The 11,370-nt window shown below is 71.0% G+C and carries 9 protein-coding genes and 1 pseudogene; 8 read left to right on the top strand and 2 right to left on the bottom strand.

Going from position 1 to position 11,370, the window contains the following annotated elements:
* Positions 1-112: 112 nt before the first annotated feature.
* On the bottom strand, positions 113-3,187 hold the full coding sequence (gene uvrA, locus ACWFR1_RS15530; RefSeq protein ID WP_453551028.1) for an excinuclease ABC subunit UvrA: 3,075 nt from the start codon (positions 3,185-3,187) through the stop codon (positions 113-115).
* 156 nt (positions 3,188-3,343) lie between these two features.
* Here uvrA and ACWFR1_RS15535 point away from each other — a divergent pair, with 156 nt between their 5' ends.
* Together ACWFR1_RS15535 and ACWFR1_RS15540 are read left to right on the top strand one after the other, a co-directional pair.
* Positions 3,344-4,033, top strand: coding sequence for a maleylpyruvate isomerase family mycothiol-dependent enzyme (locus tag ACWFR1_RS15535; RefSeq protein ID WP_453551031.1), 690 nt, complete (start codon positions 3,344-3,346; stop codon positions 4,031-4,033).
* A gap of 74 nt (positions 4,034-4,107) precedes the next feature.
* Positions 4,108-4,761 (top strand): MBL fold metallo-hydrolase, encoded by a 654-nt coding sequence (locus tag ACWFR1_RS15540; RefSeq protein ID WP_453551033.1) that lies wholly within the window; start codon positions 4,108-4,110, stop codon positions 4,759-4,761.
* A gap of 535 nt (positions 4,762-5,296) precedes the next feature.
* On the opposite strand, the gene ACWFR1_RS15545 is transcribed toward ACWFR1_RS15540, so the two are convergent.
* The gene (locus ACWFR1_RS15545; protein ID WP_453551036.1) at positions 5,297-5,635 is read right to left on the bottom strand and encodes a helix-turn-helix transcriptional regulator; all 339 of its coding nucleotides are present in this window, start codon (positions 5,633-5,635) and stop codon (positions 5,297-5,299) included.
* 159 nt (positions 5,636-5,794) lie between these two features.
* On the opposite strand from ACWFR1_RS15545, the gene ACWFR1_RS15550 reads away from it, so the two are divergent.
* The 6 genes and pseudogenes from ACWFR1_RS15550 to ACWFR1_RS15575 all read left to right on the top strand — a co-directional run bounded on the left by ACWFR1_RS15550 (position 5,795) and on the right by ACWFR1_RS15575 (position 11,262).
* A complete protein-coding gene (locus ACWFR1_RS15550; RefSeq protein ID WP_453551039.1) occupies positions 5,795-6,415 on the top strand; it encodes a universal stress protein in 621 nt (206 codons plus the stop codon).
* Positions 6,415-6,573 (top strand): hypothetical protein, encoded by a 159-nt coding sequence (locus ACWFR1_RS15555; protein ID WP_453551040.1) that lies wholly within the window; start codon positions 6,415-6,417, stop codon positions 6,571-6,573. Before ACWFR1_RS15550 ends, ACWFR1_RS15555 begins: the two co-directional genes overlap by 1 nt.
* A 109-nt stretch (positions 6,574-6,682) precedes the next feature.
* Entirely contained in the window at positions 6,683-7,666 is a 984-nt protein-coding gene (locus tag ACWFR1_RS15560; protein ID WP_453551043.1) for a TerC family protein, read from the top strand.
* Positions 7,667-8,557: 891 nt separating this feature from the next.
* Entirely contained in the window at positions 8,558-9,340 is a 783-nt protein-coding gene (gene heR / locus ACWFR1_RS15565; protein ID WP_453551045.1) for a heliorhodopsin HeR, read from the top strand.
* A gap of 275 nt (positions 9,341-9,615) precedes the next feature.
* A pseudogene (locus tag ACWFR1_RS15570) lies at positions 9,616-9,822 on the top strand (MBL fold metallo-hydrolase); the annotation flags it as partial.
* 150 nt (positions 9,823-9,972) lie between these two features.
* Positions 9,973-11,262, top strand: coding sequence for an MFS transporter (locus ACWFR1_RS15575; protein WP_453551048.1), 1,290 nt, complete (start codon positions 9,973-9,975; stop codon positions 11,260-11,262).
* Positions 11,263-11,370: the final 108 nt, after the last annotated feature.

Below are 11,370 nucleotides of genomic sequence, written 5' to 3' on the forward strand. Positions count from 1 at the left end.
CAAGGCGTGACCGAACCGACGATACCGGCGGGGTTCCGCGGGCTGTCGTCCGGGCCTGACGAGAGGCGGGACCGTAAGGGGCGGGGCCCCTGGCTGGGGCCCCGCCTCCTTGTCAGGCCTTGCGAGCCCGGGTCGTCGCCTTCGTCGCCGCCGCCTTGGTGGCCGTGGCCTTCGTCGCCGCCGCCTTGGTGGCGGTGGCCTTCGTGGCTGCGGCCTTCGTCGCCGCCGCCTTGGTGGCCGTCTTCTTGGCCGGGGCGGCGGTCTTCGCGGCGGGGACCTTCTTGGCCGCCGTCTTCCTCGCTCCGCGCGCGGCCGGGACGGTCGCGCTGGCGTCGCTGATCCGGTCGGCGCCGAGAACCTCACGGAGGAACTTGCCGGTGTGGCTGGCCGGAACCGAGGCGACCTCCTCGGGCGTGCCCTCGGCGACTACCAGGCCGCCGCCGCTGCCTCCCTCGGGCCCCATGTCGATGAGCCAGTCGGCGGTCTTGATGACATCGAGGTTGTGCTCGATGACGATCACCGAGTTGCCCTTGTCGACGAGGCCGGAGAGGACCTTGATCAGCTTCGAGATGTCCTCGAAGTGCAGACCCGTGGTCGGCTCGTCCAGGACGTACACCGTCCGGCCCGTGGAGCGCTTCTGGAGCTCGGAGGCGAGCTTCACGCGCTGGGCCTCGCCGCCGGAGAGCGTCGGCGCGGACTGCCCGAGGCGGACGTACCCGAGGCCGACCTCGTTGAGCGTGCGCAGGTGGCGGGCGATCGTCGGGACGGCCTCGAAGAAGCCGAGGGCCTCCTCGATCGGCATGTTCAGGACCTCGGCGATGGACTTGCCCTTGTAGTGGACCTCCAGGGTCTCCCGGTTGTACCGGTCGCCGTGGCAGACCTCGCACGGGACGTAGACGTCCGGGAGGAAGTTCATCTCGATCTTGATCGTGCCGTCGCCGGAGCAGTTCTCGCAGCGGCCGCCCTTGACGTTGAAGGAGAACCGGCCGGGCAGGTAGCCCCGGACCTTGGCCTCCATCGTCTCGGCGAAGAGCTTGCGGACGTGGTCGAAGACGCCGGTGTAGGTCGCCGGGTTCGACCGCGGGGTGCGGCCGATCGGGGACTGGTCGACGTGCACGACCTTGTCGACGAGGTCGTCGCCGTCCACGCGCGTGTGACGCCCGGGCACCGACTTGGCGCCGTTCAGCTCGCGCGCCAGGTGGGTGTAGAGGATGTCGTTGACCAGGGTCGACTTGCCGGAGCCGGAGACGCCCGTGACGGCCGTGAGGACGCCCAGCGGGAAGGAGACGTCGATGTCCCGCAGGTTGTTCTCACGGGCGCCGTGCACGGTGAGCCGTCGCGAGGGGTCCACGGGGCGGCGGATCTCCGGGGTGGGGATCGACCTGCGGCCGGACAGGTACTGCCCGGTCATCGACTCCTCGTTGTCGAGGAGCTCCTTCAGGGAGCCGGAGTGGACGACCTTGCCGCCGTGCTCACCCGCGCCGGGGCCGATGTCGACGACCCAGTCCGCGACCTTGATGGTGTCCTCGTCGTGCTCGACGACGATGAGCGTGTTGCCCATGTCCCGGAGCCGGACGAGGGTCTCGATGAGGCGGTGGTTGTCGCGCTGGTGAAGGCCGATGGACGGCTCGTCGAGCACGTACAGCACGCCGACGAGGCCGGAACCGATCTGCGTGGCGAGCCGGATGCGCTGGGCCTCGCCGCCGGAGAGCGTGCCGGCGGCCCGGTTGAGCGAGAGGTAGTCGAGGCCGACGTCGACGAGGAATCGCAGCCGCTCGTTGACCTCCTTGAGGACCCGCTCGGCGATCTTCTTGTCGCGGTCGTTGAGCGTGAGCCGGGAGAGGAACTCGGCGCAGTCGCTGATCGACATCGCCGAGACCTCGGCGATGGACCGGTCCATGACCGTGACCGCGAGGACGATCGGCTTGAGGCGGGTGCCCTCGCAGGTGGGGCAGTGCACCTCGCGCATGTAGCCCTCGAAGCGCTCGCGGCTGGAGTCGCTCTCGGCCTCGCCGTGCCGCCGCTTGACGAAGGAGACCGCTCCCTCGAAGGCGGGGCTGGTCCAGGCGCGCTCCCGCCCGTACCGGTTGCGGTAGCGGACCTCGATCTGGGTCTTGTGCCCGTACATGAGGGCCTTCTTGGCCCGCTGCGGAAGACCGGCGAAGGGAATGTCGGTGCGGAAGCCGAGGGCCTGGGAGAGGCCGTCGATCATCCGGCCGAAGTACTCCTTGGTGTGCCCGTGCGACCAGGGGTGGATGGCGCCCTCGTCGAGGGACTTCTCCTCGTCCGGGACGATCAGCTCGGGGTCGACCTCCATGCGCGTGCCGATGCCGGTGCAGTCGGGGCAGGCGCCGAAGGGCGAGTTGAAGGAGAAGGAGCGCGGCTCCAGCTCCTCGAAGGAGAGGTCGTCGTACGGGCAGTAGAGGTGCTCCGAGTACATCCGCTCGCGCTCGGGGTCGTCCTCGGGGAGGTCGACGAAGTCGAGCACGACCATGCCGCCGGAGAGACCGAGCGCGGTCTCGACGGAGTCGGTGAGGCGGCGCTTGGCGCTGTCCTTCACGGTGAGGCGGTCGATGACCACCTCGATCGTGTGCTTCTCCTGCTTCTTCAGGGTCGGCGGTTCGCTCAGCTGTACGGTCACGCCGTCGACCCGGGCACGGCTGTAGCCCTTGGTCTGGAGGTCGGCGAAGAGATCGACGAACTCGCCCTTCCGCTCGCGCACGAGCGGCGAGAGGACCTGGAAGCGGCTGCCCTCGGGCAGCTCGAGGACCTTGTCGACGATGGCCTGCGGCGACTGGCGGGAGATCGGCCGGCGGCACTCGGGACAGTGCGGCTTGCCGATGCGGGCGAACAGCAGGCGGAGGTAGTCGTAGACCTCCGTGATGGTGCCGACCGTCGAGCGCGGGTTGCGCGAGGTCGACTTCTGGTCGATGGAGACGGCGGGCGACAGACCTTCGATGAAGTCGACGTCCGGCTTGTCCATCTGGCCGAGGAACTGCCGGGCGTAGGAGGAGAGCGACTCCACGTACCGGCGCTGCCCCTCGGCGAAGATCGTGTCGAACGCGAGGGAGGACTTGCCCGATCCCGAGAGCCCGGTGAAGACGATGAGGGAGTCACGCGGGAGGTCGAGCGAGACGTTCTTGAGGTTGTGCTCGCGAGCGCCACGAACGATGAGACGGTCGGTCACGCCGGTCCGCACCTTTCTTGAGAGAGCGGATGTGCCTGACACACCCAACAACCAAGGATGCCGGATGCTTCCGTCGAGCCTATAGCACGCACATTCGATTTCCGGCCTCGCGGAGACTGCTTCACCCGAACGAGTGGCGGCGCTAGGGTCGGCGCCATGATCGACCACGAACGTGATCTCGCCTCCGTGCACGAAGCGACCGATCGGCTGCTGAGCGCCGCCGCCTCCTGGGACAACGCGTCGACGGCCGAGCCGTCACGGCTCCCCGGCTGGACGCGCGGCCATGTCCTGGCCCACATCGCCCGCAACGCCGACGCTCTGGTGAACGTCCTCCAGGGCCGGCCCATGTACACCGACGCCGCGACGCGCGACGCCGACATCGAGCGCGACGCCGGCCGGCCGCTCGCCGTCCAGCTCGCCGACGTGCGCGAGAGCGGCGAGGCCTTCCGGGCCGCGGGCGCCGAGCCCGCCGACTGGAGCCGCACCGTCGAGCTCCGCAACGGCGTCACGGACAGCGCCTCCCGGATCCCCTTCCGCCGCTGGGTCGAGGTGGCCCTGCACCATGTCGACCTGGACGTCGGCTACGAGCTCGAGGACCTTCCCGAGGAGTTCGTCCAGCGGGAGATCGACTTCCTCGCGGAGCGCTTCACGGGCAACGCGACGGTGCCGCCGACCCGGATCGTGGCGACGGAGGGCACGGGGACCTGGACGACGGGGTCCGCCGAGGGCGCGGAGGTGACCGTGACCGGCCCCGCCCCCGAGCTCCTCGGCTGGCTCGCCGGCCGCCGCGACGGCTCGGCCCTCAAGACCGAGGGCGGCCCGCTCCCGGCGCTCCCGGCACTGTGACCTCCGCTGCCGGTGCCCGGCCCGCTCCCAGCGCTGTAGCCACCTCTGTCCGTGCCCGGAGCTAGGCTGAGCCCATGACGTACAGCGGAGTGGTGAAGGTCGGCGGGCCGGCGGATGTGCACGAGCTGACGGACCTGATGATCTCGAAGGTCGCGGTCGGCCCGATGGACAACAACGCGTATCTGCTGCGCTGCCGGGCGACCGGCGAGCAGCTCCTGATCGACGCCGCCAACGACGCCGACACGCTGCTCACGCTGATCGGTGACGACGGCATCGCCTCCGTCGTCACCACCCACCGGCACGGCGACCACTGGCAGGCCCTGGCGGAGGTCGTCGCCGCGACCGGCGCCCGGACCTACGCGGGGGCGTACGACGTGGAGGGCATCCCGGTCGCCACCGACGTGCCGGTGGAGGACGGCGACACGATCCGGGTGGGCCGGGTCGAGCTGACCGCCCGCCGGCTCGTCGGGCACACGCCCGGCTCGATCGCCCTCGTCTACGACGACCCGCACGGCCACCCGCACGTCTTCACCGGCGACTGCCTCTTCCCCGGCGGCCCTGGCCGGACAACACATCCGGATGAGTTCGACTCCCTGATGGGCGGCCTGGAGACCAAGCTGTTCGGCGCCCTGCCCGACGAGTCCTGGATCTACCCCGGCCACGGTAACGACACCACCCTCGGCACGGAGCGGCCCCACCTCACGGAGTGGCGCGCGCGGGGTTGGTAACCGTCCAATGACGACCGCCCACCGCCGTGGTGGACGCGGCCGTCCGACTCGCCGCCTCGCGCGGTGCACCGCTGCTGCTGATCGCGGTGCTGCCTCCACCGCCGCCCAGGACCAAGACCGTCCACCCGGACTCGATGGCGGTCGGTGCGGCGGCCGGGCGGGCCCTGCCGCGGCTGGCCCGCGCGGGGATCGCCCATCGGTCGGCCGTCTACCACCGTCCCGCTGTGCGCGGCGGCGGGCGACTGCATGCGACGAAGGCACTGCTGGACACGGCGGTCCTTAACGGCTGCTCGCTGCTGGTGGTATCGCGCAGCGGGCCGGCGAGGCTGGATGCGTGCACGGCGATGGAGGCCGCTGCCATCCGTGGCGGCCCGTTCGTGCACGCGGCCCACCGGTGCCGTGGACGCCGCTGGCCGCGCCCTGCCCGCCCCGCTGAGTCTCGGGCAAAAGGAATCGGTCCCGGCCACCCCACGGGGAGAGGGCGACCGGGACCGGCTGCTGCACACCCTGGTGCCGCCAGCCCGGCGAGCGCCGGTTACAAGGCGGTGCGTTCGGAATCGGCGACGGGGGTGTCCTCGCGGTGCAGGAAGGTCGCCAGGAGGTCCCCGACGGGGTGGTCCGCCTCGCTGGGATGACGCAGGGCGACCGTGGGATCGATGGTGTAGCGGTTGCGGCGGCCGACGCGCTCGCGGGTGAGGTAGCCGGCCGCTTCGAGGTCGGCGACGATCAGCTGGACGGCGCGTTCGGTGATGCCGATGGCGTCGGCGACGTCGCGTCCACGCGCCTCGGGGTCGCGAGCGAGGGCGATCAGGACCCGGGCGTGGTTCGTTAGGAAGGTCCACTGGTCGCCGCGCGGGCTGGAGGGCTGGCTCATGGCCTTCATCATACGAAGCAGACTTCGCATGATCAACATCATTTCGCGAAAATATATTAGCGAAAAAGTTTTCGCGTAATTGTTGACGGGAATCAGAGGAGCAGGTGCCGCTGGACGCACCCTCACCACCCTCTTCGACCCTGCTGAAAGGGGGTCCCGATGCCCTCCCAGACCTCCATCCCGACCCTGACCCGCCCGGCAGACACCGGCTCCCCGGCGCTGCCGCTGTCCCTGCCGCACCCGGTCACCGCGCTGGTGACGAACCGTCCCGACGACCCGGCCGTGGTGGACGCGGCCGTGCGGCTGGCCGCTCCCCGCAAGGCTCCGGTGCTGCTGGTCGCCGTCCTGCCCGCGCCGTCGCGGATCCCGGACCGCGCCCGCGTGGACGCGCAGGCGGCGCGGGTGCTCCTGGCCCGGGTGCTGCCCCGGCTGCGTGCTGCCGGCGTCGGCTACATCCCGGTCGCTCACCGCGTCCCGGCCGAGAGCGGCGGGCAGCCTGGGCTGCGGGCCGCGGGTGATGTGCTGGCCCTGGCCGCACGCCACCATTCACCGCTGGTGGTGGCCTCCAGTCGGGGACCGGCCGGTCTGGACGCGCACAGCCTGATCGAAGCCTCCGCCGTACGCGGCGGCCCTTTCGTCCACGCCGTCGCACCCACCCGCCAGGCCGTGCCTGTCGCCGACCTGGGGCTGGATTCGGCGGACCTATCGCCTGCGGGGGTGCGCAATGTGTGGACGCTCGCCCACCGCCGCCTGCCCACGGCCCGACGGATCGAGGCGTGATGAACGGCCTGCACGCGCTCGCACCCTGGTGGCTGCTGGCGCTCGTGGACCTGGTCGTCGGCGGCCTGTGCCTCGCCCTCGCCCTGCGCCCGCGCCGCCGCCGCACCGCTGTCCGCCGGCCCGCCCGAACCGGGGAGGTGAACGCCTGGACGAACTGAATCAGCGCCCGGGCCCGGCAGCCCTCCGAAGCCCGCCAGGCCCGGGGCACCACTCCCCACCTTCTTGTCCGCCCTTGCCTTGCGCCCCGCACGAGGAAGCCGATCCACCATGAATGAACTGTCGTTCGCCGTCCCGCTGTGGGTATGGGCCGCGGTCACCGTCGGCATCGGCGTCATGCTCGCCGTCGACCTGATCGCCCACCGCGACAACCATGTGATCGGCTTCCGTGAGGCCGCGCTGTGGAGCGGCCTGTGGATCGCCGTCGGCCTCGGCTTCGGCCTCGTCCTTCTGGCATGGCAGGGCGGCGAGGCGTCCTCGACGTACTACGCCGGCTACCTGATCGAGAAGGCCCTGTCGATCGACAACGTCTTCGTCTTCGCGCTGGTCTTCTCCTTCTTCGCCGTGCCCGACGCCTACCAGCACAAGGTCCTGTTCTGGGGCGTCATCGGCGCGCTCGCGGCCCGCCTGGTGTTCATCTTCATCGGCGCCGAACTGCTCGAGGTCTTCTTCTGGACCGCCTACCTCTTCGGGGCATTCCTGATCTGGACCGGCTACAAGATGGCCGTCTCCAAGGACGAGGAGGTCCACCCCGACCGCAACCCCGTCGTCCGCCTCGTCAAGAAGATCATCCCCACCGATACGCGATTCCACGGCGACAAGTTCTTCATCCGCGTCAGCGGCAAGCGCATCGCCACGCTGCTGTTCGTGGTCCTGGTCGCGGTCGAGGCCACCGACCTCGTCTTCGCGGTCGACTCCGTCGCCGCCGTCCTGGCCATCACCACCAACACCTTCATCGTCTGGACCGCCAACGCCTTCGCCGTCCTCGGCCTGCGCAGCCTGTACTTCTGCCTCGCCGGGCTGCTGCGCCGCTTCCAGTACCTGCACTACGGACTCGCGGTGCTGCTCGCGTTCGCCGGCGTCAAGCTCATCCTCTCGGAGACGCCCGTCGGCAAGCTGCCCATCCCCCTCACCCTCGGCGTCATCGCCGTCACCATCACCGTCTCCATCGCCTGGTCCCTTATCGCCACCCGCGGCGAGGACAGCGACAGCGGCGAAACCGCATCACAGACGGACCACACGGCCGACACGTAGCCGCACCCGGCCACCGGCGCCCACGCCTCGACCCCCTCCGCCAGCCCGCACCATCCGGAAGGACGGCCGTCATGACCACCCTCAGCCCCCACCGCCGCAGCGCACCCGCCCCGCCCCGCACCTCCCCCGTCCACGCCCTCCCCCGTCCACGCCTACACCGTCGTCGGCGGCCCGGAAGGCGGTGGCGTCCTGGGCATCCTGACCGGCGCCCGCGCCGATGCGGACGTAGCCGCGCACGCGGGCCGGCTCGCCGCCCGCATCGGTGCCACAACCGTGATCACTTCCGTGCCCCTCCACCCACCCGGCCAGTACTTCGCCAGATTCCACGACGCGTCCCGGGCCACATCCCGCACCGCCGATCCGTCCGGACCCCTCACCCCACGTCGTTGAACATCGCAAACGCGCTGTGCACCCTGGCCCCCGCGGGCCGGACCAAGGGCACAGCCGCCCTGCCCGGTTCAGCCGGGCCGGTGACTGCGCGCAGTCCTACGCGGCTCGCGCACCCAACCGTCATGCCGGCAGCCGGACACGGTGCGGCACGAAGGCGTCGTCCCCGGCACCCGCACTCGACATCGGAGCCCGTCGCCGGCCTGCGCTCTGGTCACCGTCCAAGAACAGACGACGGGCGCCGGAAGCCTCCAGATCAGCGCCCTGGGAGGACTGTTCGGCGGGCGGTACCCCAGCGCAGCGAGCTGCTGTGGTCGTTCGCAACCCCAGCCACACCGTCCCGGGAGAGATCTCGGGGGGCGTCCCGGAGGCCAGCGGTTTCGGCGGATTCCCGGGCGCCACTCGGGCGACTTTTCGGCGGGGCCGTGGCGTGACTGCCGTGATTCCCGGCCGACCGGTACGACCATGCTGACGTACCGCGGCACCAGCCACTGGGGAGGACCTGTGGAGCGAGAGGACGGCACATCGGTGGCCACCGGTGTCACCACCGAGCGTCTCACCGGGCTCCGCAGGTGGAACCTGGGGCTCACGCTGCTGCACCTGATCCAGGCCGTGGCCATCGTCCTGCTCGCCGGAAGCTTCTCGATCACCGTGACCTCCTCCGTCCCCGAGGGGCCACCGGGAACGGCAGCGCCCGCCCCGGAAGCGTTGTTCGACGTGCCGATCGGCTGGGCCGTCGCCGTCTTCCTCGCCCTCGCGGCGGCAGATCACCTGCTGACGGCGACAGTGTGCCGCGACACCTACGAACGCGACCTCAGACACGGCATCAACCGCTTCCGGTGGCTGGAGTACGCGCTGAGCGCAACCCTGATGGTGCTCCTCATCGGCTTCTACGCGGGCATTACCAGCCTCAATGCCGTCATCGCCGTTGTCGGCGCCAACGTCGGGATGATTCTCTTCGGCTGGGTCGAGGAGGTGATGAACCCTCCGGGGCGGGCGAGGACAAGGATGCTGCCGTTCTGGTTCGGGACGCTGGTCGGCGTCACACCGTGGGTCTCGATCGCGTATAACACCGTGGCGGCCGAGACCGTCCCCGGCTTCGTGTACGGAATCGTTCTCGTCCAGGCCGCCCTCTTCTTCAGCTTCGGTCTCAACCAGTGGCTCCAGTACCGCGGAGTCGGCCGGTGGTCCGACTACGCATATGGTGAAAAGGCCTACCTGGTCCTCAGCCTCGTGGCGAAGTCACTCCTGGCGTGGCAGATCTTCGCCGGCTCGCTGGCTGACTGAACCTCTTCTGTCCGAAACCTCAGCGGCAAGACCTGAACACCCGGGCGGCTGCCTCGATGGCATCGGCCATCAGCCGGTCGTCCGCGGGGGCGTTCCTCACCCGAGTGCGCGCTTACATCGTTCTCGAAGTACTCGCCGCCGACCTCCCGGCCGTTCTCCTCGGAGAACGGCCGCAGGTCGCTCATCTGCCGGTTGACGCCCCGTCGACGGTACGCGCGGGTCCCCGGAGATCCGCGCGTAAAGGAAGACGAGGGTACGGCGCGGGGAGCATCCTGGTGTTCAGAGGAACCCAGGACTTCCCCGGCGGGGTGGGCAACACCTGGAAGGACCCGGAGGCCTTCGCGAGCCTGATCCACGACGTGGAGACGAAGCTCTTCACCGCCCTGCCGGACGAGTCCTGGGTCTACCCGGGCCATGGCAAGGACACCACGCTCGGTGACGAGCGCCCGCACGTCGCGGAGTGGCGCGAGCGCGGCTGGTGATCCGCCGTCGCACCGACAGCGCGCGGCTCAGCGGCCGCGCGCTTCCGCACGCCCCCGTAACCGGGGCGGCCGCCGGGTAGTTGGCGCCACATGCGCTCCAGTCACTCTCCGTCGCCACCCGCTCCCCCGGCTCCGCCCGCGCCTCCCTCGATGCTCCGGCTCGCCACCGCCTCGCTCGTCGGCACCGCCATCGAGTTCTTCGACTTCTTCGTCTACGGCACCGCCGCCGCCCTCGTCCTCGGGCCGCTCTTCTTCCCGACCTTCTCCCCGCTGGCCGGGACCCTGGCCGCCTTCGGCACCTTCGCCGTCGGTTTCGTCGCGCGCCCGCTGGGTTCGGTCCTCTTCGGGCACGTCGGCGACCGCTACGGCCGCCGGCCGGTCCTTTTCGCCTCGCTGCTCCTGACCGGCTGCGCCACCGTCGCGGTCGGCTGTGTCCCGACGTACGAGACGCTCGGCATCGCCGCGCCCCTGCTCCTGCTCACCCTCCGCTTCCTCCAGGGCCTCGGCCTCGGCGGCGAGTGGGGCGGGGCGGTCCTGCTGACGGCCGAGCACGCGCCCGCGAACCGGCGTGCGCTGTGGGCGAGCTTTCCGCAGATCGGCCCGGCGGTCGGCTTCCTCCTCGCGAACGGGGTGATGCTGGCGCTCACGGCGGGCCTGAGCGACGCGGAGTTCCGCTCCTGGGGCTGGCGGGTGCCGTTCTGGGCGGCCGGGCTGCTCGCGGCGGCCGGGCTGCTGCTGCGCTCCTCGCTGGCGGAGACCCCGCAGTTCGAGGAGCTCTCCGCGTCGGGTCGCCGGGCGAGCGCCCCCCTGGCCGAGATCGTGCGCGACCACTGGCGTCTGGTGCTGCTGACGGCCGGGGCGCTGGCCGTCGGGTACGCGGTGTTCTACACGGTCTCCACCTGGGCCCTGGCCTACGGCACCGAGCGGCTCGGGGTGAGCAGCACGGTCATGCTGACCTGCGTGATGGCCGCGGTGGCGGTCAAGGGCGCGGCCACGCCCTTCGTGGCCCTCCTCGCCGACCGCTGGGGCCGCCGCCCGCTGTGTCTCGCGGGGTGCGCGGCCTCGGCGCTCTGGATGTTCCCGATGGTGGCCCTGCTGCACACCGCGGAGCCGTTCCTGATGTTCCTCGGCTTCCTGGGCTCGCTGCTGGCCTTCATCACGATGTTCGCGGTGATCGCCGCGTACCTTCCGGAGCTGTACGAGCCCCGCGTCCGCTGCACCGGCGCGGCCGTCGGCTACAACCTCGCGGGGGTCCTCGGCGGTGCTCTCACGCCCATCGTCGCCACGACCCTCTCGGACGGCGGCTCGGGTCCGCCCTGGGGCGTCGCGGCCTATCTGACCGTGGTGGCCCTCATCAGCCTGGGGTGCTTCGCGCTCCTCCCGGAGACCCTGCCGGACCCCGCCGAGGCGGCGGAGGCGGCGGAGGCCGCGCCGGCCTGACACGGCGGGCGGGAACGGCGACGGCCGGCCGGGGGCGGCCTCGGCGCGGCGGCCCGACGCCCGGCCGCCCTCCCGGTGCCGCCGCCCCGCACACGCCCCCGACCAGCC

The organism is Streptomyces sp. NPDC055103 (assembly GCF_053607625.1).

Excerpts from the sequence above, each read along its gene's own strand:
- ACWFR1_RS15535 (WP_453551031.1), top strand. The coding sequence starts at position 3,344 with ATGATCGACCACGAACGTGATCTCGCCTCCGTGCACGAAGCGACCGAT.
- ACWFR1_RS15540 (WP_453551033.1), top strand. The coding sequence starts at position 4,108 with ATGACGTACAGCGGAGTGGTGAAGGTCGGCGGGCCGGCGGATGTGCAC.
- ACWFR1_RS15545 (WP_453551036.1), bottom strand. The coding sequence starts at position 5,635 with ATGAGCCAGCCCTCCAGCCCGCGCGGCGACCAGTGGACCTTCCTAACG.
- ACWFR1_RS15550 (WP_453551039.1), top strand. The coding sequence starts at position 5,795 with ATGCCCTCCCAGACCTCCATCCCGACCCTGACCCGCCCGGCAGACACC.
- ACWFR1_RS15555 (WP_453551040.1), top strand. The coding sequence starts at position 6,415 with ATGAACGGCCTGCACGCGCTCGCACCCTGGTGGCTGCTGGCGCTCGTG.
- ACWFR1_RS15560 (WP_453551043.1), top strand. The coding sequence starts at position 6,683 with ATGAATGAACTGTCGTTCGCCGTCCCGCTGTGGGTATGGGCCGCGGTC.
- ACWFR1_RS15575 (WP_453551048.1), top strand. The coding sequence starts at position 9,973 with ATGCTCCGGCTCGCCACCGCCTCGCTCGTCGGCACCGCCATCGAGTTC.